Genomic DNA, 24,301 nt, shown 5'->3' with positions numbered 1-24,301 from the left:
GCGCCGGCCCCGCGGTCGCCGCCGCCGACGCCTTTTTGACTCGGCTCCGCGTACGAGACGTGTCTTCGAATGAACGGCAACAACCCGTACGCCGGGGCACCGGGTGTGACGGACGCGGGCTCGCCCGCGGCCGTCGACCTCTCTCCGGACCAGGAACGACAGCTTCGGCGCGCGGTCGCCGGAATCGTATCGCGCACGGAGTCGTATCTCCCGAACAGCTACGCCGTCGGCTCCGAGCTGTCCGTCGGCGCCGAGGGCCCGCAGGCGACCGTCGCGGTCAACCCTCCGGCCGGCCACCCCGTCTCGGCTGGCTTCACCCCGACCCGGAGGACTTGGACGCCGGGATAGCGGAGTCCGACACCGACGAGGTCGCCCGCGGCCTGGCCGCCAGCGCGGCGGTCCAGGTGATGGACGCCGTCGGTGACATCACGCCGACCGCGAAGTGACGGTCTCGGCCGAAACGTAGTCGGTCCGCGCGCGCAAGTCGGTTCGCGCCGTTCTCTCAGTCGTTCCCGCCCGCTCCCGAGTCGCGACGCTCGTCTCGGTCGCCGTTCCCGTCCCCCTCGCCGCGCGGGTACACCCGCAGGTCGCCCTCGCCCGGCGGTTTCACCACGCCGGTGACGCGACCGTATATGCCGAAGATGTCGTCGTACCCGTCCTCGCTCGCGAGGATCGGGACTACACCCGGCTCCTCGACTCGGTGGGTGTACACGTCGTCCTCCGCGAACACCGCGCCCTCGGGGATCGCCTCGAAGTTCGCGAAGTGGACGTGCGGCTCGCCGCCGCCCTTCGGCACCTCCTCGCTGCCCTTCGCCACGACCGTCTCCGAGAACGTCGGCGGCTCGTCCGGGAGCGCGCCGTGGACACGGAGGAAGGCGAGACACGCCTCGTAGCCGAACTCGACGGCCTCCTCGCTGCCCTGACGACCCACCTCTACGGAGACTGTGTGGGGGATCGTGGAGTCGAGCGTCGTCGACCGCAGCCCGCTCGCGTCGACGACGTGGTCGACCGGGAGCCCGGTGACCGTGCGGCGGACCGACTCCGTGAGGTCGCTGAAAATGGCGAACGGCGGCGGCGCGCTGTGGGAGGTGTGGAGCGCGAGCACGGCGTCGAACCCCTCCAACTCGGCCGTGAGCCGCGGCGCGAGTGCCCGCTCGTACTCGTCGCTGTCGGCGTCGCCCGGGAACGCCCGGTTGAGGTCGGCGTCCGTGTAGCGCGTCCCGGCCTCGATGGCCGGCTCGTTGGCGAGGATCAGCCGGACGAGTCCTCCGGACCCCGCATTGCCGGAACCGTCGCCGTCGGCGGTCCCGTCGTCGCCGGCCGCGTCGAGGGGGTCGAGTTCGTCCGCGAGGCGCCTCACTATCCGCACGCCGGCGGGCTCGTCGCCGTGGATCCCGCCGACGATCGCGACGCGGGCCGACCCCGCCGAGTCGCGGTCGATCGTTTGCATACTGTCAGTACGTCGCGGTCCGGCAATAAATCGTCGCGGTCCGCGGTCGACCGTGGTTCGCCTCCCGCGCCCGCAGGTCGGTTCGCCGCCCGCGCCCGCGGGACGCCGCCGCTCACCGCCCGAACCGCTCCGCGAGCGCGACCCGGTACCGCCGCGCCAGCCGGCGCGCGACGAAGCGGTCGCGGGGGTCGACGCCGAGGACCGAGAGCGACGCCGCGTAGGCGGCGAGTCCGACCGCCACGCCCGCGGGAACTGCCGCGAGCCCCGTCAGGAGCGTCCGAACGGCGTACATCGCGCCGACAGCGACGACCCCGGCCGCGAGCGGCGGGAGGAACGTGCGGTCGAACGGCCACAGCCCCTCGAATCGGCGCAGGAGGAGGACTTGGATCCCGTTCTGGACCGCGATCGCGAGCGACGTGCCGAGCGCGGCGCCGACGAGTCCGTACCGCGCGACGAACGTGTAGGTCAGCCCGACGTTAAGGGCCGCGAGCAGCCAGTCGAGCGCCATCCGCGCGTACTGGTGGTCGGTCATCATCAGGAGCCACCCGGTCGCGCCGACGGCGCTCCCCACGAAGACGCCGCCGAGGTAGACGACGAGGGGGACGTACCCCGCGACGTACGGGGCGCCGAACAGCCCGAGTATCTCCCGCCCGAACACCGCCAAGGCGGCGAGGATCGGGGTGACCGTCGTGACGATCTGCCGCGTGACGGAGCCGTACACCTCGTTGAGCGTCGCCGTCCGGTCGCTCGCGTACAGGTCGGAGGCGACCGGCGGGAGCAGTTGGTTGAAAGAGAGGAGGGGGATCCACGCCACCGAGATCACCACGAGGACGACGTTGTACACGCCCGCCGCGGTCGCCGTCAGCAGCGCGCCGACGAGCAGCACGTCCACGCGGTTCTGGAACACCTTCCCGAGGCTGCTCATCGCGACCGGGGCCGCGTGGTCGTAGAACCGTCGGGCCTCCGCGCGGGCGCCCCGGAGCGACGGGCGGACGCCCGTGACGGACGCCGAGAGGGGGACTGCGGCCGCCGCGAGCGCCGCGGTCGCGGCGACGATCGCGCCGGCGACGCCGACGACGGAGTAGCCGAGCGCGAGCGCGCCGAGCGCGCCGACGAGCCTGACGCCCGGGCGCAACAGCTTGTTGAAGAGGACCTCGCCGCGGGCCGACCCGACCGCGCGGAAGAGCGCGGACGCCACCATCACCACGCCGAGCGCGCCGACGAGCCCGCCGAACGCGCGCATCGTCCCCGCGAACGCCGGCTCGGTGACGGTGCGGGCGTTTATCGCCGGCGCCGCGAGCCAGACCCCGGCCGCGATGGCGACGCCGAACCCGACCGTCGTCGCGTACGCGAGGCCGGCCACCGCGCCCTGCCGATTCGAGTCCCCCGCGTACTCCGGGAGGTAACGCTGGATGGCGGGGACGCTACCGAACGTCACGAGCCGTGAGAGAAGCTGTGCGATCCGCCACGCCAGCGCGTAGACACCGTAGGCGGTCGGGCCGAGCCCGCGCGTCAGCGCGAACTCGGTGGCCGCGATCAGCGCCCGCTGGCCGGCGACCCCGCCGGAGGTGAGCACGGCGCCGTGCGCTATCGTCTCCAGCGCCTCGCGCTCGTCGTCGGGGATCGCGTCGCCGTCGGGGGTCGCGGCGTCGGAGTCGCTCGCCGTTCCGTCGGGTTCGTCCTCCACGGTCGTCTCTGCCCGTTCGGTCGCGATCCCGCGGAAAAAGGGACGCGTTTCGTCGTCGACACCGAGCCTACTGGGCCGTCCGCCCGCGCCCGCCGCTCACCAGCGCTGGTGGACGTGCTCGCGGACGCGTTCGTCGTAGGCGTCGTTCGCGGCCGCGCGCTCGGCGTCGGAGAGGGGGGCGGCCTCGCTCGCGGCCGCGTTCGCGCGGACGTGTTCGGGCGTCGTCGACCCCGGGATCACCGTCGAGACGGCGTCGTGGTCGAGGATCCAACGCAGCGCGAACTCGGGTAGCGGGCGGTCGTCGGGGAGGCGCTCCGCCAGCGCGTCGACCGCGTCGAGCCCGGCCTCGAAGGGGACGCCCGCGAACGTCTCGCCCACGTCGAACGCGTCGCCCTCGCGGTTGTAGTTGCGGTGGTCGTCCTCGGGGAACTCCGCGTCGCGCGAGAGCGCGCCCGTCAGCAGGCCGGACGCGAGCGGGACCCGACAGATCACGCCCACGTCGCGCGCGGCGGCCTCCTCCAAGAACAGCTCAGCGGGCCGCTGCCGGAACGGGTTGAAGATGATCTGGACCGACTCGACGCCGGGGTACGCCATCGCCTTCAGCCCCTCCTCGACGCGCTCGACGCTGACGCCGTAGCCCGCGATCCGGCCCTCCTCGACGAGCGTCGCCAGCGCGTCGAACGTCTCCGGCCGGTAGTAGACGTCCGTCGGCGGGCAGTGAAGCTGCACCAGATCCAGCGTCTCGACCCCGAGGTTCTCCCGCGAGCGGTCGACGAACCGCCGGAGGTTCGCCGCCGTGTAGCCGTCGGGCTCGTGCGGGTCGAGCCGTCGCCCGGCCTTCGTCGCGACGGTCACCTCGTCGGCCGCGATGTCGTCGGCCAGAACCTCCCCGAGGATCCGCTCCGAGCGTCCGTCGCCGTACACGTCGGCGGTGTCGAAGAAGTCGATCCCGGCGTCGCGGGCGGTCTCGACGGCCTCGACCGCCTCGTCTTCCGTGACCTCGCCCCAGTCGCTCCCGATCTGCCACGACCCGTACCCGACCTCGCTGACCTCGCCCACGCCGCCGAGTTCGCGATGGTTCATGTCGGCCGGACGTTGTTCGGACGGACGCAAGGGCGTTCCGGAGGCGGCGCGGTCGGGGAGCCCGTCCGACCGACTGCTACTTATAAAAAGAGATGCGGTGGCGCGTGCCTGCGAGCGGCCGCCATCGGCGGCCGTGAGCCAGCACGCGCGAGGGAGTCGGTGGTCCGGAGCGAAGCGGAGGGCCACCGACGAGGCTGGGGAGGCGTGAGGCTGCGGTGCTGTGCGGTCGGGGCGGGACTCAAAGGGGGAGTCGCGAGGGCGGCGCAGGCGTTCACGAGAGCGGAGCTCTCGTGAGCCAATCAGAACGCGAAGCGTTCTGACGACATCACGAAAGGCGCTGCGCGCCTTTCGAACGACAGCGAGCGTGCGCCGCCCTCGCGACTGGGGCTTTGGAGGTGTCCGTCGTCGATCAACTATCCGTCATTTATAAGTGAGCGGCTGGGGCTTTGGTGATGTTCGCCGGTGATTCGCGGTCCGCTATTTATAAAACGTCTGCGAGCGCGTCCATCGTCTCCTCGACGCGCTCGACGCGTGCGTTGTGGCCCATGTGACCCACCCGAAGCACGTCCACGGCGTCCTCGCCCAGCCCGGTCGCGAGGATCACGTCGTGCTCCTCACGCAGTCGCTCCTGTAGCGCCGCGGCCCGCCCGGGGACCTCGAAGGCGGTCACCGTCGGGGAACTGCGCTCGGGGTCCGGAACCGGCTCTAATCCCAGCTCCGCGCCGCGCTCGCGACAGCGCGCCGCGGCCGCCGCGTGTCGCTCCCGGACCGCGTCGAGCCCCTCGTCGAGCAGGAGGCCGAGCGCCGCGTCGAGCGCGACGACCTCGGTCGTCAGGTGCGTGTACGGGAACCCGTCGTTCACGTCGCGGAACGGGAGGAAGTTCGCGTACAGCGAGTGCGGGTCGCGCGCCTCCATCGCGGCCCACGCGCGGTCGCTCACCGCGGCGGTCGCGAGCCCCGGCGGCGCGCTGAAACACTTCTGTGAGGCGCCGAGACACACGTCGATCCGGTCGGTCGGCACCGGGACGCCGCCGAGCGAGGAGACGGCGTCGACGACCGTGAGTATCTCCGCGTCGGCCGCCTCGATCCGGTCGACCGCGCTCTCGACGTCGTTGAGCGTCCCCGTGGGCGTCTCGCAGTGGACCATCGTCGCGACGTCGAAGTCGCTCCCGTCGGCCGCTAACGCCTCGTCGAGCGCGTCGAGCGGCAGCGGTTCGTCGCGCTCCGCGGCGACCGGCGTCGCCTCGCCGCCGTACGACTCGACGAAGTCGGCGAACCCCTCGCCGTAGCGCCCGTTCGACAGACACAGGACCTCGGTGCCGGGTTCGACCAGCGAGGCGACCGCGGCCTCCAGCCCTAAGATTCCCTCGCCGCCGAGGGCGACGACGTCGCGAGCGTCCTCCGACGACCCGTCGGTTTCGACGCCGTACACCGCCGCGAGCCGGTCCGTGAGCCGCTCGTATATCTCCCGGAACCGCGGGTCCACGTCGGGGTTGATCAGCTCGCGGGACATCGCGTCGCGCACCGGCTCGGGGACCGCGGTCGGTCCCGGCGTCATGAGCATACGCCCCGGTTCGGCCGGTCGCACATAAACGGTCCGCGGATGGCATATCGACCTCGCGCCGACCGCCGCCCCGACACGCTCATATATTTCTGTCGCCTGCGTTCCGGTAGGATGATGCTTCCGACCCACGTGCTGGCGGGGATGCTGCTCGCGGCCCCGCTGGTACAGGCGGCGCCGGAACTCGCGCCGGTCGGGTTCGCCGCCGGCTTCCTCGGCGGGCTGTTTCCGGACCTCGACATGTACACCGGCCACCGGAAGACGCTCCACTACCCCGTCTACTACTCCCTCCTCTCGCTCCCGGCGCTCCTCGCGGCGGTGGTCGCCCCCTCGGCGCTCACCGTCGCGGTCGCGCTCTTTCTCCTCGGTGCGGCGCTCCACAGCGTCGCTGACATGTTCGGCGGCGGCTTGGAGCTCCGGCCGTGGGAGGGGAACTCCGACCGGGCGGTGTACGACCACCACCGGGAGGAGTGGGTCGCCCCGCGGCGCGGCGTCCGGTACGACGGCGCAGTCGAGGACCTCGCGCTCTCCGTCGGGCTGTCGGTCCCGCTCCTCGTCTTGGTCGATCCCCCGCTCCGCGCGGTCGTGGTCGGCACGATCGCGGTCGCGGTCGTGTACACCGCCCTCCGCCGGCGGCTCGCGGAGATCGCGGCGGCCGTGGTCCCGCTGCTCCCCGAGGCGTTCGATCCCTACCTCCCCGAGCGGTACCGGTAACCGGTGGGCCGGATCAATGTTATTAGGTGCCCCGCCTCGTTTCATCCGGTAACAGTCCGCGCCGGCGACCTCCCGTCCCGGCGCGTCGAACCCACCATGCAACAGTACCTCGACCTCGTCGACGACGCGCTCTCGACGGGCACGTACAAGCCGAACCGAACCGGCGTCGACACCATCGCGACGTTCAGCGGGCAGTACACCGTCGACCTCGCGGAGGGGTTCCCCCTCCTGACCACGAAGAAGATGGACGGCTACCGCTGGAACTCGCTCATTCACGAGGTGCTGTGGTACCTTTCCGGCGAGGAGCACATCCGGAATCTCCGCGAGGAGACGAAGATCTGGGACGCGTGGGCCGACGAGGAGGGAAAGCTCGACACCGCGTACGGTCGGTTCTGGCGGCGCTACCCGGTGCCGGAGTCGCCCGCCGAACTCCCCGGCGAGACGTGGCCCGACGACGCCGACCGCTGGGTCACCGTCGAGGAGGACGCCGACGGGACACGGCGCCGCACGTTTGACCAGATCCGGTACGTCCTCGACACGCTCGAAGAGAACCCCCACTCCCGCCGGATGGTCGTGAACGCGTGGCACCCGGCGAACGCCGCCGTCTCGACGCTGCCGCCCTGCCACTACACCTTCGTGGTGAACGTTCAGGACGGCCGGCTCAACCTCCACCTCACGCAGCGCTCGGGCGACATCGCGCTCGGCGTCCCGTTCAACATCGCGGCGTACGCGCTGCTCGCGAACGCCTTGGCCCAGCGGGCCGGGTTCGAGGTGGGCGAGTTCGGCCACACCGTCGTCGACGCGCACGTCTACTGCGGCCGCGGCGACCGCGGGAAGTGGTACGCCAACAACCTCCGGTACGTGCAAGAGCGGCTCGCGAACGTCGAGAGCAAAGCGGAGTACCTCGACGTGAAAAGCTGGGTCGAGCGCACCGCCCCCGACGAGCCGAACGGGCAGGAGGGGTACGACCACGTCCCCGGCCTGCTCGAACAGCTCTCGCGGACCCCGCGCGAGCGCCCGCGGATCGAGATCGCGGACAAGCCGCTCGACGAACTGACGTACGACGACGTCGAGGTCGTCGACTACGACTCCGCGGACGGCATCTCGTTCGCGGTCGCGGAGTGATGGGCGGTCCCGACTCCGGCGGCGGGGACTCCGACGACAGGCCCGGCGACCCCGACGTCGTCCTCGTCGCCGCGGTCGCGGAGAACGGCGTGATCGGTGCCGACGACGGGATGCCCTGGCACTACTCCGCGGATCTCGCGCACTTCAAGCGGCTGACGACCGGTCACCCGGTGGTCGTCGGCCGGAAGACGTACGAGGGTATCGCCGACCGGATCGGCGGTCCCCTCCCCGACCGGACGAGCGTCGTGTTGACCACCCGAGCGATCGACGACGGCGACCTCCCCGACGGTGCGGTCGTCGCGCACGACGCCGACTCGGCGCTCGTCCGCGCGACCGCGGACGCCGCCGACCGCGGCGTCGACGCCGTCTACGTCATCGGCGGGGCGACCGTCTACGAGGCGTACCTCGGCCGCGCGGACCGGCTGGTGATCACGGAGATCCCAGAGCGGCCCGACGGCGACACGCGCTTCCCCGACCGGGACCCCGAGGCGTGGGTCGAGCGCGAGCGCGAGACCGACGGCGACCTCGCGTTCGTCACCTACGAGCGGCGCGGCGAGCGCTGAGTCGCCGGGAAGCGGGTCCCGCCCGCCCCCGACGGCTCACTCCAAAAAGCGCGACTCGACGTCGCCGGACGGCACCATACACCGGTCTTTCTTCCCGAACCACCGGTACCGGTGGTCGGCGACGAAGTCGTAGGCGCGGTCGCGGACCGACGCGGGGACGTGCCGGAACGGAGAGAGCAGCCGATAGGCGCCGCCGAGTCCGGTCGCGATCCGGATGACCGCCGCGGACTTCACGTAGCTCTCTCCGTCCTCAATGAGGACGATCGACTCCAGTTCATCGGTCGGGAGGTCGTGTTCGGCCAGGAGCGACTGCCCCACGTCGGACTGGAGCGAGGCGAACCGGTACTTGCCCTCCGGGTCGCGGGGGAAGACGAACTGTACGAACCCGCTACAGAGGTTGCAGACGCCGTCGAAGAGAACTATCGCGGCGTCCTCCGGGATGTCCTCGTCCATCACCTGTCTCGCGTACGCGGTCGCCGCAGTTCAGGATTCCGGTGGACCGAGTCGGGCCTCGCACCGGGGCCCGAGCGGGAGACGCCCGCTCCGGCGCACGGAAAACTTATACCGGCTCCTCCGCGTCTCCCACAAGTCGGACCACTAGCGCATGGCTGGAACTCCCTCCGCGTCGAGTGTTCGGTCGCGCCTCTCGGCCGCCGTTCGCCGCCTCTCGGCTGCGGTCGCCGCGAGGGCCGCCGTCGACCCGCGCGCGCTCGCCGCCTTCCGGGTCGGACTCGGCGCGCTGCTGATAGCCGACCTGCTCCTCCGCTCGCGCTCGCTGACCGCCTTCTACACCGACGACGGCGTGCTTCCCCTCCGCGCGTTCTCCGCGGACTACTCGACGAGCCACTCGCTGTACGCGCTCTCCGGCGAGCCGTGGGCCGCGGCCCTGCTGTTCGCGCTCGCGGCGGCGGTCGCCCTCGCGCTGCTCGTCGGGTACCGGACGCGGCTCGCGGCGCTCGTCTCGTGGCTGCTGCTGCTCTCCTTGCACGCCCGGAACCCGATGGTGTTGAACTCGGGCGACGCGCTGCTCCGCATGCTGCTCTTCTGGAGCGTCTTCCTCCCGCTCGGCGCGCGCTGGTCGGTCGACGCCGTCAGGCGGGCGGACCGGGCGAGCGGCACCGAACCCGACGGGGCCGCCGACGCCACCGGTGCCGACCGCGAGACGGGCGACGACGGCCGTCCCGAGACCGGCGACGACGCCGGATCCGCGACACTCGGGCCGAGCGGGAGCGCCGTGGCGACCGTCGCCACGATGGCGGTGCTGGTACAGGTGCTGTTGATGTACCTGACCAACGCCGTCCACAAGTACGACAGCGACCTCTGGATGGGCGGTGAGGCGGTCGCGTACGTCATGCAGGCCGACCAGTTCACCTACCTCCTCGGCAACCACCTCGCCGGGTTCACCGGCCTCCTCCGCGCGTTCACGGTCCTGTGGGTCGCGCTGCTGTTCGCGTCGCCGCTGCTGCTCCTGCTCACCGGGACCGCGCGCGCCGCGCTCGCCTCGCTCTTCGTCGGGATGCACCTCGGGATGGCGGTCACGATAGGCGTCGGCCTCTTCCCGCTCGTCGCCGTCGTCGGCCTCCTCCTCTTCTTCCAGACGCCGGTCTGGGACGCCGTCGAGCGCGCCGTCGACCGCCCGGGCGGGTCGACCCCGCTCGCGCGCCCGCGAGAGCGCCTCCGGCCGCCCTTCGGGACGGGTCGCTCGCCCGACGCGCCCGGCGGGTCGCCCGCTCCCTCGGCCGCGTCGGAGCGCCTCGCCCGGCTCCGAGGCGCGGGGCTCGCGGGTCTCTCGCGCGGGCGCGTCCTCTTCTCGACGGTCCTGCCGTACGCCTTCCTCGTGTTGATCCTCCTGTCGAGCGCCGGGTCGGTCGGCTACGCCGAGGTCCCCGAGCCCGCCGACGACGCCTTGGACGCCGTCGACATGCAGCAGTCGTGGCAGATGTTCGCGCCCGACCCGATCCACACGACTCGGTGGTTCGTCGCGGCCGGGACGCTCGAAGACGGGACCGAGCGGGACGTGCTACGGGACTCGGCGGTCGACTTCGACCGGCCGGCGCGCGCGGAGACCACCTACCGGACCTCGCGCTGGCGGAAGTACCTCAACAACGTCTACGGCGCCGACAACGAGGCCCACCGTTCGTACCTCGCGAACTACCTCTGCGGGGACTGGAACCGCACCCACGAGACGGGCGTCGAGAGCGTGACCGTCCACCGGGCGTACGAGCGGATCCACCCCTCCAACGGGACCGTCGAGGCCGCGAACGAGTTCGAGGTGATCGAGTACGACTGCTCGGGCGAGTTCGTTCAAAACGAGTGACCGCCGGCGGGTCGCGGGTCCGCCGAGCGCCTACCCTTCGAGGACGGTCGACCCCCGGCCGATCCGGGTCTGGTACGCGCGCGCCTCGATGCCGGCGCCGGCGAAGGCGTCGAGCATCTCGGCGGCGACCTCGCGGCGGTCGCGCTCCCGGCAGGCGGCGATCACCGCCGGGCCGGCGCCGCTGACGGTGACGCCGGTCGCGCCCGCGTCGAAGGCGCGCTCGCGGACGTCGTCGTAGCCGGTGATCAGGCGGGCGCGCTCGGGCGTGACCACGGGGTCGTCCATGCCGAGACCGACGAGGTCCGGGTCCGAGCGGCACATCCCGATCGCGAGCGTCGCCGCGTTGCCGACCGTCTCGACCAACTCCTCCATCGAGGCGGTCTCGGGGACGACCCGCCGGGCGTCGCGGGTCGAGACCGCTACGTCGGGCAGGCAGACGACGAGGGGGATCGCGGCGTCGACCGAAGAGGTCCCCTCGGCGGTCGTCACGGTGAAGCCGCCGAGGATCGAGGGGGCGACGTTATCGGAGTGCGCGACGCCGGAGACGACCGCCTCGCCCTCCGCGGCGATCGGGACCAGCTCCTCGCGGGAGAGGCCGCGGTCGTACAGCCGGTTGAGCGCGACGGCGGCGCCCGCGGCGCTCGCGGCCGAGGAGCCCAGCCCCGAGGCCGGCCGGACGCCCTTGTCGATGTGGATGCGCGCGGGCGCGTCGAGCGCCTCGACGACGGCGCCGACGGTGTTCTTCTCCGGGTCCTCCGGGATGTACTGCGCGCCGACGCCCGTGACCTCTATCGTCGTCTCGGGCGCCTTCTCGACGGTGACGACGTCCGCCGGCCGCGAGAGGGCCGCCCCGAACACGTCGAAGCCGCTCCCGAGGTTCGCGCTCGTCGCGGGGGCCCGTACCGTTACCATGGCGGGGAGTGTCTCCCGGGGGGCAAAAAGGAGCGGGATCGAACAGATGACGAGAGGGCGACGGAAGCGGTCGCGGTCGGCGGAGGGAGAGAGGAGAGAACGTGTCGAGGGCGGTTCGGTCGGGCGCTTCGTCCGGCGTCGTTCGGGCGCGTCAGCGCGCCATCGTCCACAGCAGCGTGCCGACTAAGACGAGCGGGATGCCGAGGAGGATGAACGTCGGCGGCATCGTCGTGTACGGCGCCATCAGGAAGATGACTCCGAAGACGGCCAGAATCGACGCGATGATCTTCTGGGACTTCAGCGGCGCGGCACCCAGAAGCGACACGAGGAGCCCGAACAGGATGATGTGCCCGAGGTGGTAGTTGAGCAGGAACGTGTCGATGACCAGCGGCGAGAGCATTCTTGGCCGAAGGTCCGAGCGATTCGCGCATTAAAGTTCCGTTTCTCGCGGCCCGGGCCGGCGACCGCGTGCCGACCTTATAAGGGCCGCCGGTGCGACCGGCGACCGTGCGACTCGTTCAGGTCATGATTCCGGCGGGCAAGCGGGCCGCGGTCGTCCGCGCGCTCGACGACGAGGGGGTCGACTACGTCGTCAGCGACGAGACGAGCGGCCGGGAGTACACCGCGGTCGCGACGTTCCCGCTCCCGACGGCCGCCGTCGAGCCGGTCCTCGACCGCCTGCGGGAGGCGGGCATCGACGAGAGCACCTACACGGTCATCGTCGCGGCCGAGACGGTCATCTCGCGGCGGTTCGAGGCGCTCGAAGAGCGGTACGAGGAGGACGCCGAGCGCGGCGGCGACCACATCTCCCGCGAGGAGCTACAGGCGAAGGCGGAGGGACTCGCCTCGGGGTTGGGGACGTACGTGCTGATGACCGTCATCTCGGCGGTGATCGCGACGGCCGGGCTGCTGCTCGACTCGCCCGCGACCGTGGTCGGGTCGATGGTGATCGCGCCGCTCATCGGGCCGGCGATGTCGGCCGCGATCGGCACCGTCGTCGACGACGAGGCGCTGTTCAGGCGGGGAGTGCGGATGCAGATACTGGGGGTCGCGGTCGCGGTCCTCGCGGCCACGCTGTTCGCGTTCGCGTTGCGCTCGCTCGCCTTGGTCCCGCCCGGACTCGACCCGCTCGAACTCGCGGAGGTGTCAGAGCGGCTCGCGCCGAACGTCCTCGTCCTCGTCGTCGCGGTCGGCGCCGGCGTCGCGGGCATCGTCTCGCTGATGACCGGCGTCTCCGCGACGCTCGTGGGCGTGATGATCGCGGTGGCGCTCATCCCGCCCGCGGCCGCGGTCGGCATCGGGATCGCCTTCGCGATCCCGCGGCTCGTGATCGGCGCGGGCGTCATCGTCGCGGTGAACGTCCTCTCTATCAACCTCTCGGCGCTGGTCATGCTGTGGTACGAGGGGTACCGCCCCCAGCGGTGGTTCCGCGAGGACGACGCGCGGGCCGCGTTCCTCAAGCGCGTCGCCGTGCTGGCGGTCGCCATCGCGCTGCTCTCGGTGTTCCTCGGCGGCGTCACCTACGAGTCGTACGTCGCCTCGACCACCGAGGCCGACATCCGGGCCGCCGCGACCCAGGAGCTGACGGCGCTGGACTCGGAGTTCGAACTCCTCGAACTGACGGTCGAACGGACCGGGACCGTCCCGCCGCTCGAAACCGGTCGAGTGGTGATCACGGTCGGCGCGCCGCCCGGCGGCACCGTCGACGGAATCGCGCCCGTGCTCGACGACCGCATCGAGACCGTGGTCGGCCGCGAGGTCACCGTCGAGGTCCGAACGGTGACCGTCGAGCGCGCGTGAGCGGCCCGTCTCTCGCCGTCGAGCGCGGGCGGGCGCGCCCCTCGAACCGTCCCTCGCGGAAACCGTCCGGTGCGACCGCAGTCGGGTCGTTTTCCGCCCGCGTGACCCGAAGAGCAAGGGCTTTTTACCGGGCCGCCGTGGCCTCCGCCAGTGACGGACTCAGAGCAACCCGACGACGATTCCATGCGCGAGGTCGTCGAGCGGTCTCGGAGCGGCGCGCCCGCGGTCGGTGAGGCCGTCCGGGACCGGTTCTCCTCCGACGAGGTGTTCCAGCGGATCATCGCGGCCGCGGACGAGGAGGTGACCTCGGGGAGCCGCGAGCTGTTCTTCAGCGGACTCGCCGCCGGGCTGGCGATCACGATCACGTTCATGCTGTACGCGTCGCTGACGGCGGCGACCGACTCCAACCCGATACTGAGCGTGCTTTTGTACCCGCTCGGGTTCATCTACATCATCATCGGCGGGTACCAGCTGTACACCGAGAACACCCTGCCGCCGGTGGCGCTCACCCTCGAACGGCTCGCGAGCCTCCCGACCCTGTTGCGCCACTGGACCATCGTGCTCGCGGGCAACTTCACCGGCGGTGCCATCGGCGCGGCCGTCCTCTCGTACGGCGGCGTCTTCACGGGCGACACGGTCGAGGCGGCGCGGTACATCTCCGAGGGCGGCTTCGGCGTCGAGTTCGTCCCGCTGTTCTTCAAGGCCGCGATGGCGGGGCTCATCGTCGCCGGCGTCGTCTGGGTCGGCTTCGCCTCCACCGACTCGTTCACCCGGCTCGCGGTCGTCTACCTCGCGTTTCTCGCGATCCCGCTCGGCAACCTGTTCCACGTCGTCGTCTCGTTCACCGAGGTCCTCTATCTGTTCTTCCAGCACAACATCCCGCTGTACGGCGCGGAGATAAGCCTCTACTCCGGGATCGTCGGCTTCGTGATCCCGGTGTTGCTCGGGAACACCATCGGCGGAGTCGTCTTAGTCACGCTGGTCAACTACTTCCAGACCAGCGAGGAGCGGCTCGAAGAGGCGCGCTTCGAGGGCGTGAGCCGCCGCCTGACGGTCCCCGAGTGGGTGTTCGGCCGCGCGGCCGGGCGCTCGTACGTCCCCATCCTCGACGCCACCGAGGCGACGCTGTTCGCGGGCGAGGGGTACCGCGTCATGGTGCCGATCACGAACCCGCGGACCGACGGGCCGATAGTCGAGCTGGCGGCGCGGCTCGCGAGCAGCCACGAGGACGGCGTCGTCCACATCGTCCACGTCGTCCAGGCGCCCGAGCGCATGTCGCTGTCCTCCGGCGACGCGGGGCGTCGCATCGCGGACGTCTCCGCCGAGGGGATGGCGAACCTGCGGTCGACCGCGACGGAGTACGACGTCGAGGTGTCGACCTCGACCGTCATCTCGCACCGCTCGTTCGAGGAGGTGTTCAACATGGCCCGCCGGACCCGCCCGGACGCGGTGCTGATGGGCTGGGGCGACGACCAGCTGTGGAGCGCCGCCCGCGCGGAGCGCCCGATCGACGAGCTGACCAACCAGCTCCCCTGCGACTTCCTCATCCTCAACGAGCACGAGCTGGACACCTCGCGGATCCTCATCCCGACCTCCGGCGGGCCGGACTCGGACCTCAGCGCGGAGGTCGCGAAGGTCCTCTCGGAGACCGCCGGCGCCGAGGTGACGCTGCTCCACGTGGTCGACGGCCCCGAGAACAGGCAGCGCGGAGAGGTGTTCCTCGCGGGGTGGGCCGAGGAACACGGTCTCGGGGACGCGGAGCTCGTCGTCGACGACGGCGGCGACGTGGAGACCGGCATCTGCGAGGCGGCCGCCGACAAGACGCTCGTCATCATCGGCGCCACGGAGAAGGGGCTGCTCTCCCGGCTCGTCTCGAACTCACTCCACCTCGACGTCATCCACGACGTCGACGCCTCGGTGCTGCTCACGGAGCGGCCCAGCAGCCGGTCGCTGCGCGAGCGGCTGTTCGGCTCCGGCCGCCGCGCCACCGACATGTCGGGCGGCGTCGAGCGCGACCCCGAAGAGTCGGAGGGCACGAACGTGCGCTCCGTCGAGGGCGGTCAGCTCGCCGTCGACGACGGCAACGGCGACGGCGACGGCGACGGACCCGACACCGACGGCGGCTCCGCCGACGACGCGGACGCGGCCGTCGACGACGCGCTCGACGAGCGGGAGGAGGCGGCCGACAGCGGGCACTCCCCCGAGGACGAACAGCCGCACCTCGACGACACGTACGTCGTGGACCACGACGACGCGGACGAGGAGGCCGCCGAGGAGGCAGCCGACGACGACGCGGCCGCCGAGCGCGACGACCGATAGCGAAAACGGCTCTTTGCGCTATCGGCGTTTTATATGCCTCCCCGATCGATCGGGCGGATATGAACAGGCGACTGACGGCACTCATCGGTATCGCGGCGCTCGTCGCGCTGGCCGGCTGCTCCGGGTTCGCGGGCACCGCGACCCCGGCCGACGGCGACGAGGCGCAACTGGAACGGAGCATCGAGGTGACGGCCGCGGGCGAGGCGACGTCGGCGCCCGACCGCGCCACGCTCCGGGTCGCGGTGACGGCGACCGGCCCCGACGCCGAGGCCGTCCGCGACGAACTCGACGCCGGCGACGAGGAGCTCCGGGGGGCCCTGACGGAGTGGGGGCTCGGTGACGACGCGATCCGGACCGAGCAGTACGACGTCCGCGAGAGCTACGAGACCCGCGACGACCCGAACCGGACGCGCTACGAGGGCGTCCACCGGTACGCGGTCGAACTCGACGACGTCGACGCCGTCGGGGAGGTTATCGACGTCGCGGTCGACGCCGGGGCGGACGAGGTCCAGCGGATCGAGTTCGGACTGACCGAGGAGACCGAACGCGAGGTCCGCGAGGAGGCGATCGGGAAGGCCATGTCGAACGCCGACGCCGACGCGGCCGCGCTGGCCAACGCGAGCGGGCTGGAGGTCTCGGGCGTCTACGAGGTGTCGACGAGCGAGTCGGGGTCGCAGCCGTACGTGGCCGAGAGCTACGACGCGGCGGCCGGCGGCGACGCGGCCGGCGGCGCCTCGACCAGCGTCGAGACCGGCGACGTGAGCGTGCGCGTCTCGGTGAACGTCGTCTACGAAGCGGTTCCGGCCTGACGGCCGAACGGGGACGTATCGATCTCGGGGCGCCGTTGAAACCCGTTTTCAGACGGGTTTCGCCTGAAACAGCCGGCTGATGAGCGTTGCTTCTTGCTCGAGTGCGGGAGTACGTCGCTCAGTGTGATGGCGCAGTTGTTTATAAGGAAAATAGCGGTGTTGCTGTCGGCTGTTTATAAGTAACCGACACTACTGCGGTGAGGACCTCCAAAGCCTCAACTCCTCTCTTATAAATGATTGATTGTGGATCGACGGCGAAAACCATCAAAGCCCCAGCCGCGAGGCGGCCGTACGCTCGCTGTCGCCCGAAAATCGGAGATTTTCGGGATGACGAGAGAGCTTCGCTCTCTCGAACCACGCTCCTCGCTCAGTCACTCCGTTCCTTCGCTGCGGTGCTTGCGTCGCCTACGCCCGCCTCGCTGCTGCCCCTTTGGGTCCCACCCACCGCACCGCAACCGCACCTCACGCCTCCCCAGCCTCGTCGCTGGCGGCTGGCGCCGCCAGCGACTCCCTCGCACCGTCGGTTCGCGGCCTGACGGCCGCTCACCGGGGCGCGCCACAGCAGAGTTCTTTATAAGCGACCGCCGCCGCCGCTCACGGTTATTTAAATACGACCTCGCGGCCGGCGATCTGCGATACCTACTCCCGTGACTACTCCCCGTCTCGGGTGGGGAGGTCGGGCTCGTAGCCGACCGCGTCGACCGCCATGTCGAGGACGTCCTCGACGTTCTCGTCTTCCGTGACGCTCATCGTCGCGTCGACGGACTCGGCTTTCACCGCCTCGAAGCGGTCGTGTTTGTTCGCCACCGTGAGCAGCGGCACGTCCGCGCCGAACAGCTCGCGGATCTCCTCGCGGAGCTCTAACTGGACGTCGAGCGGGTAGCCGCAGTCGCCGGAGGGGTCGATGACGAAGACGACGGCGTCAGCGAGGTGTTCGAGGGCGCTCACCGCCTGCCGCTCGATGTCGTTGCGCTCGTCTTCCGGGCGGTCGAGCAGACCGGGGGTGTCGACGATCTGGTACCGGACGTGGTTCCGCTCGAAGTGCCCGATCTGGACGCCCTTGGTCGTGAACGGGTACTCCGCGATCTGGTTCGACGCGCGGGTGACGCGGTTGACGAACGAGGACTTCCCGACGTTCGGGTAGCCGGCGACGACGATGGCCGGCTCATCGGGCCGGATGTCGGGAGGACCTTCAGCTGGTCCCGCGAGTCCCCGATGTAGCGCAGGTCGTCTTCGATCTGGTCCATCACGTCGGCCATGCGCGCGAACGCCTGCTTCCGGTGTTTCCGCGCGGTGTCGACGTCGGAGTTGCGGATCTTCGTCGTGTACTCGTCGCGGAGGTCCTCGATCTGGCGGCTGGCCCACATCACCTGCGAGAGCGCCTGTCGGAGGCGGTCGACGTCGACGATGGCGTCGGCCAGCTCGTAGTAGAACGGGTCGACGTCGAAGCCGAAGTCGGGCCACGAGGTGACGACGTTCTCCAAGTTGTCCGAGAGCACGTTGCCGGCGGTCCGCAGCATCGACTCCTGCGCCTCGTGGCCGCGCTTCGCGCGCCCGGCCCGCGCCGCCCGCGAGAACGCCTTGTCGACGAGTTCCTCCGCGCGCGGAGTCGTCGGGAGGCCCTCAAATATCATGTTACCCCGGCTTCGCCGCCGACGCGTATAAGACCGTCCGTTCGCGGACCGCCGCGACACGGCGGCACACGGTCGGACGCGGCGGGTGCCGGGGAGCGCCTCCCGCCGCCACGCCGCCGGGCGCCGAGGGAGATGCACTATCGTTATCTTTTCCACGCATATTTCGAGGCGTTCTTATGCTTCAAAGGAATACGCGGGGACATGGCACGCTCGTTCACGCCCACGGCGTACGACGACCTCGACCCGGACCGTCGCCCGAGCCTGGCGGCGGCGCTGGTCCCGGTCCTCGCCGTCGTGGCGTTCCTCGGTATCGGCTCGGCCGTCCTCGGTCTCGACCCGCACCCGCCGCTGCTCTGGAGTATCGCCTTCGTCGGCGCGTTCGGCCTGTGGCTCGGCTACGACTGGGACGACCTGTTCGACGGCATCGCGAACGGACTCGTGATGGGGTTACAGGCGATCCTCATCATCTTCACAATCTACGGGCTGATCGCCACGTGGGTCAGCGCCGGCACCATTCCGAGCCTGATGTACTACGGGCTGGAGTTCCTCTCGCCGACGATATTCCTCCCCGCGGCCGCGGTCCTCGCCGCGGTCGTCGCGTTCGCGATCGGCTCCTCGTGGACCACGGTCGGGACGCTCGGCGTCGCCTTCGTCGGCATCGGCGCCGGACTCGGCGTCCCCGCCCCGATGACGGTCGGCGCCGTCCTCTCCGGCGCGTACGCCGGCGACAAGCAGTCGCCGCTCTCCGACACCACGAACCTCGCGGCCGGCGTCACCAACACCGACCTGTACGCGCACATCCGCCGGATGCGGACCGGCACCGCGATCGCCTTCGGGCTGGCGGTCCTCGGCTTCGCCGCGCTCGGCCTGCGTACGAGCGGCGACATCCCGGCCGGCGAGATCGCGGCGATTCAGGGCGGACTCACCGAGACGTACGCGATCACCCTCGTCGCCTTCGTCCCGCTCGTCGTCACCTTCGGGCTGGCGCTGCGCGGCTACGCGGCGCTCCCGACGCTCGTCGCCGGCGTGTTCGCCGGCGCGTTCACGACGATCCTCCTCCAGGGGACCGGCTTCGTCGCCGCGTGGGAGATCTTCATGTACGGGACCGCGCCGGAGTCGGCCTCCACGACGGTGAACGAACTCCTCGCGACCGGGGGACTCACCGGCTCCGCGTGGACGATCACGGTCGTCGTCGCCGCGCTGTCGCTCGGCGGCATCTTGGAGCGCACCGGCGTCCTCGCGGTGATCGCTCACGCGTTCACCTCGTCCGTGCGGAGTCCGGGCGCGCTCGTCGCCGGGACCGGCGTCTCCGCGATCGTCATCAACGCGCTCACCTCCCAGCAGTACATGAGCATCGTCCTCCCGGGCGTCACGCTCCGGAACACCTACGACGAGTTCGGGCTGGACACCGATCAGCTCTCCCGGGCGGTGGAGGCCGCCGGGACTCCGACCGGCGCGCTGTTCCCGTGGCACGCGGGCGCCGTCTACATGGCTGGCGTTACCGGCGTGCCGACCCTGGAGTACGCGCCGTACTACCTGTTCGCATTCCTCTCGCCGCTCGTGCTCTTCGCCATGGCCGCGACCGGGTACACGATCGACGCCGACCCGACGCCGACCGACGCCGACCCGGCGGAGGCTTCCGCCCCGACCCCCGGCGGCGACGACTGAGCGCCGAGGGGGACCTGGCGTTCGACACGTTTACGCGCCCGCCGCGCCGTCCGTTGTACATGAGTCTGGAGGTCGCCGTCGCCGCCCCGTTCAAGGCCCGGGCCCGGGACCGGCTCGGACAGGGGGAGTTCGTCGTCGCGCTATCCCTTGAGCGGGAGTGGTTCTCTCCCGACCAGGCGAAGCGGCTCGTCGACGTCGCGGTGGGTCGCGGGCTGTTGGCGTCCGACGACGGCGACCTCGTCCCGCAGTTCGACCCGGCCGAGGTGACCGTCCCCGAGGGGTTTACCCCGGACGAGTCGGTCCTCCGCGAGCAGTCCACCTTCGAGAGCGCGCTCGACGCCATCGTCGCCGCGGGCGTCGCAAAGCAGCGCGCGGTCGCCGCGATAAACGAGCGCCAGCGCGCGCTGGCGATCACCATCGAGGCCGCGGCGGTCCTCTACGCCCGCGAGCAGGGCGCCGCGGTCGACCGCCTCGCCGCCGACGTGCGCGAGGAACTCGCGACCGAGGCGGAAGAGGCGACCGAGACGGGGGAAGCGACCGGCGCGGACGAGCCGACCGACGACCCGGGGGCGGCCTGAGATGGTCGCGGACCGCCTCGACGACGGCGTCCGGATCGCCCAGCTGCTCGCTTCCGAGGTGACGGGCAACGAGAGCGCCCTCCGCGGGCTGACCGTCGTCGACGCCGACACCGACGTCGAGGCGACCACCGACGGCGCGCTGGCGTACCGGATCGCGCGCGAGACGCCGGAGGGCGGAGACGCGGCCGCCGCCGACGCGGCCCCCGGCGCGGCGCTGGCCGAGGTGTACGTCCAGCCGGACCGCGCGCGGATCGAGGCGATCGGCGCCCCCGAGGCGGCCGCGACCGCGGCGGCCGAGGCGGACCTCCGCGTCCGCCCGAAGGCCGTGCGCCCGCCCCGGACGCTGGTGTTCGTCGAGGACGGGGCGCAAGTGAAGCGCGCGCTGACGGTGCTGGAAGCGCTCCGAGGCGAACCGGGCGCCGACTGACCGCACCGGACCGCTCCGAGCGCCGCCGCTCGGCGTCGGATCGCGGAAGAGGAAAGACGCCTCGGCCGTACCGAGTCCTATTCGGGCTGCCCGCCGTCACCGACCGCGACGTTCTGCCCGGGGCCCGCGGCGGGGTCGACGTCGTCGCCGGTGACGTCGAAGTCGCGGACGAGCGACCCGAGCCGCTCCGCGCGCTCGGCCAGCGACCCGGCCTCGGTCGTCGCCTCGTCCATCGCGGTCAGCTGCTCGTCCGCGGCCTCCGCGACCGCGTCGGCCTCCTCGGCAGTCGACTGACTGATCTCCGCGACCTCTTCGGCCATCGAGACGGTCTCCTCCGTGCTGGCCGCCTGGTCGTCGGTCGCGCGGCTGATCTCGCGGATCCCCTCACCGGACTCCGCGGCGTTCTCCGACACTCGCGCGAACGCGTCCGCGGCGTCGTCGACCGCGTCGGCGCCCGCGGCGATGTTCTCTTCGGCGCTCCGGACCGCCTTCACCGTCCCCTCGGTCTGCGACTGCGTGGCGCCGATCAGCTCCTCGATCTCCGTGGCGGCGTCTTGGGTCTCCTCCGCGAGCTGTTTCACCTCGTCGGCAACGACCGCGAACCCGTCGCTCCCGCCCCCGCTCCCGCCGGCGCGGGCGGCCTCGATGTTCGCGTTCAGGGCGAGCAGATTCGTCTGCTCCGCGATGTCCCCGATGAGGTCGACGATCTCCCCGATGTCCTCCATCCGGTCGTCGAGCTGCTGGACGGTCTCGGCCGCGTCGTCAAGCGACTCGCGGGACTCCTCGACGCGGTCGATCGCGGTCTCGGCGGTCTCCTCTCCGTCGTCCGCGATGTCGGCCGTCTGCTCCGCGACCTCGACGACGGTCTGCGTCGAGGAGGCGACCTCCTCGATCGTCGCGGAGAGGTCGTTCATTTCATCGGACACCTGCCGGAGCATCTCGCGCTGCTCGTCCGCGCCCTCCGCGATCTCCTCGACCGAATGGCTGACGACCTCGCTCTGGTCGGCCGCGGTCTCGACGCCGCGGACCGTGTTCTCGCTCGCGGTCGACACGTCCCGGGCGAACGAGCGGACCTCGCCCATCGCCTCGTCGATGTCGTCCATCATGCCGTTGAACGCCGCGCCGATCTGCGCCATCGCGTCGCTCTCGCTCTCCGCGTCGAGCCGGACGGTCAGGTCGCCGTCGGCCGCCCGGTCCATCGCGGCGCTGTAGTCGTCCGCCTTCTTCTCTAGGTGGCTGTTCAGCCGCTCGACCTCCTCGCGGCGCTGTTCGACCTTCGCCTTCGCCGCCTCGACGTCCTGTATCTCCGACTGCTTCCGCTCGGCCAGTTCGACCTGCTCGCGCGCCGCCTCGCGCGACTTCTCGATCGAATACCAGTTGACCATCAGCGCGCCGACGAGCGCGAGGACGAAGAACGCGTGAATGCCGCCCCAGATAACCGGGTTCTCGATCGCCGCGGCGTGGTTGTAGACGAGACTCGAGTCGATGATGCTGAACGCCCCGTGACCGACCGCCACGTACCCGACGCCGACGGCGAACGGGAGCCAGTCCTCGTACAGCGCGAGCACCCCGACGAACACGAAGAAGCTGAAGTGCGCCTCGATGTACCCGCCCGACAGCTTCACCAGCGCCATCGAGACGGTCATGAGGCTGAACGCCGTGAGCACCGTCCGCTGGCGACGGCCGAGCCCCGACCAGTTCGCCAGCGCGGCGGTGCCGAGAATGACGGCGACGAACCCGCCGAGCATCCACGGCGGCGTCGCGGGGATCTGCGCCCCGGTGATCGACTCGGTCCCGCTGTACAGCCCCATCGCGATCAGCACCGGCACCTGAATCACGGTAGCGATCAGGATGTTCCGGTGCCGCGGCTTCCACATCTCCTCCGGCATAGAGGTGCCGTCCGGAATGTACCGGATCACCTCCCGGACGCTCTCCGCCAGCCCTCCCGATCCACCTGCGTCTACCCCGGTCGCAGTCTCTACCATGGCCGTCGATTGTCGTATGCGATAAAAGTACATCGCCTCCGAGTATTATCGCTGATACCGTCGTTTAGGCGCTTAGACCCGTGAGAATAACCCGTCCCCCGCTATTCGCTCGCCGGCTCGCAATCAGCCGGTTTTGCTGCTTCTTCGATGGAAGTCGAATCCGTTCGTCAAACAGCCCGGTTCGGTCCCCCAACTGCGACCGCTCGACGAGCGGCGGCGACCGCGCGGCCGACGACTTTTATATTCGTCCGGCCCGCCGTACGGTCGTGACGCTCGATCCGATCCACGTCGAGAACATCGCGCAACTCGCGTACGGCATCGGCGGCGACGTGGACGCGACCGACCACGACGACCTCGCGGAGCGCGTGTGGCACGAGTGGCTCCCCGAGCTTCGTCGCGAGGGCCGGGTCGTGGTCGAGGCGCTCGGGGACCACGAGCGCCGGCGGGCCGCCATCGACGACATCGCGCTCGCCGAGCGCCCGTTCGAGACGGTCCACGGCCTCGATTCGGGAACGATCAACCCGACGACGTTTAAAAACGGGCTCGTCGTCGACGTCGCGCACGCGGCGATGGCGAGTTCGCCCACGGATCTGGACCTCCACCGCGACCGGACCATCGTCGCCACCGTCCACGCGGGCGACTCGACCGCGGGCTTCGACAGCGAGTGGACCCGCCGCGACGAGGGGCACACCCGCCAGCGCGTGCTCCACGTCCCGCGGGTGAACCGCTACGCCGAGCGGGTCGTCCACGCGCTCGCCTTGTACCTCGCGGAGGGGACCCACGCGCTCGACCACGCGGACCGCGTCGACGACCTGCTCGTCCTCGACGGGCCCGTCTACCCAAAGGAGCTGTTCAACTGGGCCGACCGCGACCCCGAGCTCGGCGCGCTCGCCCGCGAGGCGAAGCCCCGCGCGGTGATCGAGAAGTACGTCCGCCTCGTCGAACGGTTCGTCGAGCGCGACGTGCCGCTGGCCGGCTTCGTCAAAAATCCCGCCAGCGGCACCGCCGTCCGGGCGCTTGCGCGCGCCGGCGTCGAGTCGCCGTGGCCCGACGACACCGCGCTGTTCACCCGGCTGCTGGAGCGGCGCGAGCCGGACGGGGGCGGTACCGGCGGAGTCACCGACGGCGACCCCGACGCCGACCGCGGCGCCCGCCTCGACGACGACCTCACGTTCACCACGTGGTTCCGCAGCCGCGGCGGCGCGGACGCGCCGATGGCCGCCGACGGCGACGCGCTCGGCGTCGAGCGCGAACTTGACCCGGAGCTGTACGAACCGACGTTCATGATCGTCTACGACCCCCGGACCGACGTGACCTACAAGCTGGAGGCGCCGTACGCGTTCACCCGCGACGCCGCGACCCGCGAGCGGCTCACCCGACAGGTCGTCGCGGAGGTGGCGGCGACGCGCGGCCCGCCGGAGCCGGTCTCGAAGGCGGACGAGCTTGCGCGCATCTCGGCCACCGAGAAGGCGGCGCTCCGCCGGAAGTTCGAGGAGCGGCTCGGCAGCGACCAGCAGGCGACGTACGACGACCTGCGGTGGGGCAAGGAGACGTACTGACCCGCTGATCGCTCATAAGCGGCTGATACCAAATTGGCGGCGAACCTCTCGAAAGCACCGGCCGCTCGGATATGAATATTCGTCTCTGTTGAAATACTCAGAGAGAGAAC

The 24,301-nt window shown here is 70.9% G+C and carries 19 protein-coding genes and 2 pseudogenes; 12 read left to right on the top strand and 9 right to left on the bottom strand.

Translation table 11 applies throughout. The features are described 5' to 3' along the window. Positions 1–69 precede the first annotated feature (69 nt). Positions 70–446, top strand: a pseudogene (locus tag KI388_RS09285) (DUF5811 family protein). Between the two features lie 56 nt (positions 447–502). On the opposite strand, the gene KI388_RS09280 reads toward KI388_RS09285, so the two are convergent. The 4 genes from KI388_RS09280 to KI388_RS09265 form a co-directional block, all read right to left on the bottom strand. Next, the gene (locus tag KI388_RS09280) at positions 503–1,450 is read right to left on the bottom strand and encodes a succinylglutamate desuccinylase/aspartoacylase family protein (RefSeq protein WP_215086374.1); all 948 of its coding nucleotides are present in this window, start codon (positions 1,448–1,450) and stop codon (positions 503–505) included. Positions 1,451–1,562: 112 nt separating this feature from the next. After that, the gene (locus tag KI388_RS09275) at positions 1,563–3,137 is read right to left on the bottom strand and encodes a lipopolysaccharide biosynthesis protein (RefSeq protein WP_215086373.1); all 1,575 of its coding nucleotides are present in this window, start codon (positions 3,135–3,137) and stop codon (positions 1,563–1,565) included. A gap of 96 nt (positions 3,138–3,233) precedes the next feature. Beyond that, positions 3,234–4,220 carry an aldo/keto reductase gene (locus KI388_RS09270; RefSeq protein WP_215086372.1) on the bottom strand — a complete coding sequence of 329 codons (987 nt, stop codon included), beginning with the start codon at positions 4,218–4,220 and terminating at the stop codon, positions 3,234–3,236. A gap of 481 nt (positions 4,221–4,701) precedes the next feature. Beyond that, a complete protein-coding gene (locus KI388_RS09265) occupies positions 4,702–5,784 on the bottom strand; it encodes an aminotransferase class V-fold PLP-dependent enzyme (RefSeq protein WP_215086371.1) in 1,083 nt (360 codons plus the stop codon). Positions 5,785–5,898: 114 nt separating this feature from the next. Between KI388_RS09265 and KI388_RS09260 the strand changes: the two genes are divergently transcribed. The 3 genes from KI388_RS09260 to KI388_RS09250 all read left to right on the top strand — a co-directional run bounded on the left by KI388_RS09260 (position 5,899) and on the right by KI388_RS09250 (position 8,183). After that, on the top strand, positions 5,899–6,495 hold the full coding sequence (locus KI388_RS09260; RefSeq protein ID WP_215088772.1) for a metal-dependent hydrolase: 597 nt from the start codon (positions 5,899–5,901) through the stop codon (positions 6,493–6,495). Positions 6,496–6,591: 96 nt separating this feature from the next. After that, positions 6,592–7,620: a thymidylate synthase gene (gene thyA / locus KI388_RS09255; protein WP_215086370.1), complete on the top strand. Its 1,029-nt coding sequence runs from the start codon at positions 6,592–6,594 to the stop codon at positions 7,618–7,620. Continuing rightward, positions 7,620–8,183: a dihydrofolate reductase gene (locus KI388_RS09250; protein ID WP_215086369.1), complete on the top strand. Its 564-nt coding sequence runs from the start codon at positions 7,620–7,622 to the stop codon at positions 8,181–8,183. Before thyA ends, KI388_RS09250 begins: the two co-directional genes overlap by 1 nt. Before the next feature lie 36 nt (positions 8,184–8,219). Here the strand turns inward: KI388_RS09250 and KI388_RS09245 are convergent, their stop codons facing one another. Continuing rightward, entirely contained in the window at positions 8,220–8,636 is a 417-nt protein-coding gene (locus KI388_RS09245; protein ID WP_215086368.1) for a thiol-disulfide oxidoreductase DCC family protein, read from the bottom strand. A gap of 151 nt (positions 8,637–8,787) precedes the next feature. Here KI388_RS09245 and KI388_RS09240 point away from each other — a divergent pair, with 151 nt between their 5' ends. Next, positions 8,788–10,500, top strand: a complete 1,713-nt coding sequence (locus KI388_RS09240) for an HTTM domain-containing protein (RefSeq protein ID WP_215086367.1) — start codon at positions 8,788–8,790, stop codon at positions 10,498–10,500. A 30-nt stretch (positions 10,501–10,530) separates the two neighbouring features. Here the strand turns inward: KI388_RS09240 and KI388_RS09235 are convergent, their stop codons facing one another. Both KI388_RS09235 and KI388_RS09230 read right to left on the bottom strand, forming a co-directional pair. Beyond that, on the bottom strand, positions 10,531–11,412 hold the full coding sequence (locus KI388_RS09235; RefSeq protein ID WP_215086366.1) for a homoserine kinase: 882 nt from the start codon (positions 11,410–11,412) through the stop codon (positions 10,531–10,533). A 151-nt stretch (positions 11,413–11,563) separates the two neighbouring features. Next, on the bottom strand, positions 11,564–11,812 hold the full coding sequence (locus KI388_RS09230; protein ID WP_215086365.1) for a hypothetical protein: 249 nt from the start codon (positions 11,810–11,812) through the stop codon (positions 11,564–11,566). Between the two features lie 125 nt (positions 11,813–11,937). On the opposite strand from KI388_RS09230, the gene KI388_RS09225 reads away from it, so the two are divergent. The 3 genes from KI388_RS09225 to KI388_RS09215 all read left to right on the top strand — a co-directional run bounded on the left by KI388_RS09225 (position 11,938) and on the right by KI388_RS09215 (position 16,340). Then, positions 11,938–13,212: a TIGR00341 family protein gene (locus KI388_RS09225; protein ID WP_215088771.1), complete on the top strand. Its 1,275-nt coding sequence runs from the start codon at positions 11,938–11,940 to the stop codon at positions 13,210–13,212. A gap of 150 nt (positions 13,213–13,362) precedes the next feature. Further along, a complete protein-coding gene (locus KI388_RS09220) occupies positions 13,363–15,531 on the top strand; it encodes a formate/nitrite transporter family protein (RefSeq protein ID WP_215086364.1) in 2,169 nt (722 codons plus the stop codon). A gap of 59 nt (positions 15,532–15,590) precedes the next feature. Continuing rightward, positions 15,591–16,340 (top strand): SIMPL domain-containing protein, encoded by a 750-nt coding sequence (locus KI388_RS09215; RefSeq protein ID WP_215086363.1) that lies wholly within the window; start codon positions 15,591–15,593, stop codon positions 16,338–16,340. Between the two features lie 651 nt (positions 16,341–16,991). Here the strand turns inward: KI388_RS09215 and KI388_RS09210 are convergent. After that, positions 16,992–17,974: pseudogene (locus KI388_RS09210) on the bottom strand (GTPase). A 201-nt stretch (positions 17,975–18,175) separates the two neighbouring features. On the opposite strand from KI388_RS09210, the gene KI388_RS09205 reads away from it, so the two are divergent. The 3 genes from KI388_RS09205 to KI388_RS09195 are packed head-to-tail and all read left to right on the top strand — an operon-like array spanning position 18,176 to position 20,647. Continuing rightward, positions 18,176–19,642: a Na+/H+ antiporter NhaC family protein gene (locus tag KI388_RS09205; RefSeq protein ID WP_215086362.1), complete on the top strand. Its 1,467-nt coding sequence runs from the start codon at positions 18,176–18,178 to the stop codon at positions 19,640–19,642. A gap of 59 nt (positions 19,643–19,701) precedes the next feature. Next, a complete protein-coding gene (locus tag KI388_RS09200) occupies positions 19,702–20,220 on the top strand; it encodes a DUF2240 family protein (protein WP_215086361.1) in 519 nt (172 codons plus the stop codon). Between the two features lies 1 nt (position 20,221). Continuing rightward, positions 20,222–20,647 carry a hypothetical protein gene (locus tag KI388_RS09195; RefSeq protein WP_215086360.1) on the top strand — a complete coding sequence of 142 codons (426 nt, stop codon included), beginning with the start codon at positions 20,222–20,224 and terminating at the stop codon, positions 20,645–20,647. A gap of 77 nt (positions 20,648–20,724) precedes the next feature. Here KI388_RS09195 and KI388_RS09190 read toward each other — a convergent pair whose 3' ends face one another. Beyond that, positions 20,725–22,632: a methyl-accepting chemotaxis protein gene (locus KI388_RS09190; RefSeq protein WP_215086359.1), complete on the bottom strand. Its 1,908-nt coding sequence runs from the start codon at positions 22,630–22,632 to the stop codon at positions 20,725–20,727. A 266-nt stretch (positions 22,633–22,898) separates the two neighbouring features. On the opposite strand from KI388_RS09190, the gene KI388_RS09185 reads away from it, so the two are divergent. Next, positions 22,899–24,191 carry a DNA double-strand break repair nuclease NurA gene (locus tag KI388_RS09185; protein WP_215086358.1) on the top strand — a complete coding sequence of 431 codons (1,293 nt, stop codon included), beginning with the start codon at positions 22,899–22,901 and terminating at the stop codon, positions 24,189–24,191. Positions 24,192–24,301 lie beyond the last annotated feature (110 nt).

Origin of the sequence: Halorubrum sp. 2020YC2, from assembly GCF_018623055.1 — an archaeon.
Taxonomy (GTDB): Archaea; Halobacteriota; Halobacteria; order Halobacteriales; family Haloferacaceae; genus Halorubrum.
This window is presented reverse-complemented; position numbering and strand designations above follow the sequence as displayed.

Bases quoted from the DNA above. Each gene is read 5' to 3' on its own strand.
- KI388_RS09205 (WP_215086362.1), top strand. From the start codon at position 18,176: ATGGCACGCTCGTTCACGCCCACGGCGTACGACGACCTCGACCCGGAC.
- KI388_RS09250 (WP_215086369.1), top strand. From the start codon at position 7,620: ATGGGCGGTCCCGACTCCGGCGGCGGGGACTCCGACGACAGGCCCGGC.
- KI388_RS09235 (WP_215086366.1), bottom strand. From the start codon at position 11,412: ATGGTAACGGTACGGGCCCCCGCGACGAGCGCGAACCTCGGGAGCGGC.
- KI388_RS09190 (WP_215086359.1), bottom strand. From the start codon at position 22,632: ATGGTAGAGACTGCGACCGGGGTAGACGCAGGTGGATCGGGAGGGCTG.
- KI388_RS09260 (WP_215088772.1), top strand. From the start codon at position 5,899: ATGCTTCCGACCCACGTGCTGGCGGGGATGCTGCTCGCGGCCCCGCTG.
- KI388_RS09195 (WP_215086360.1), top strand. From the start codon at position 20,222: ATGGTCGCGGACCGCCTCGACGACGGCGTCCGGATCGCCCAGCTGCTC.
- thyA (WP_215086370.1), top strand. From the start codon at position 6,592: ATGCAACAGTACCTCGACCTCGTCGACGACGCGCTCTCGACGGGCACG.
- KI388_RS09240 (WP_215086367.1), top strand. From the start codon at position 8,788: ATGGCTGGAACTCCCTCCGCGTCGAGTGTTCGGTCGCGCCTCTCGGCC.
- KI388_RS09225 (WP_215088771.1), top strand. From the start codon at position 11,938: ATGATTCCGGCGGGCAAGCGGGCCGCGGTCGTCCGCGCGCTCGACGAC.
- KI388_RS09270 (WP_215086372.1), bottom strand. From the start codon at position 4,220: ATGAACCATCGCGAACTCGGCGGCGTGGGCGAGGTCAGCGAGGTCGGG.
- KI388_RS09280 (WP_215086374.1), bottom strand. From the start codon at position 1,450: ATGCAAACGATCGACCGCGACTCGGCGGGGTCGGCCCGCGTCGCGATC.
- KI388_RS09215 (WP_215086363.1), top strand. From the start codon at position 15,591: ATGAACAGGCGACTGACGGCACTCATCGGTATCGCGGCGCTCGTCGCG.
- KI388_RS09200 (WP_215086361.1), top strand. From the start codon at position 19,702: ATGAGTCTGGAGGTCGCCGTCGCCGCCCCGTTCAAGGCCCGGGCCCGG.
- KI388_RS09245 (WP_215086368.1), bottom strand. From the start codon at position 8,636: ATGGACGAGGACATCCCGGAGGACGCCGCGATAGTTCTCTTCGACGGC.
- KI388_RS09230 (WP_215086365.1), bottom strand. From the start codon at position 11,812: ATGCTCTCGCCGCTGGTCATCGACACGTTCCTGCTCAACTACCACCTC.
- KI388_RS09265 (WP_215086371.1), bottom strand. From the start codon at position 5,784: ATGCTCATGACGCCGGGACCGACCGCGGTCCCCGAGCCGGTGCGCGAC.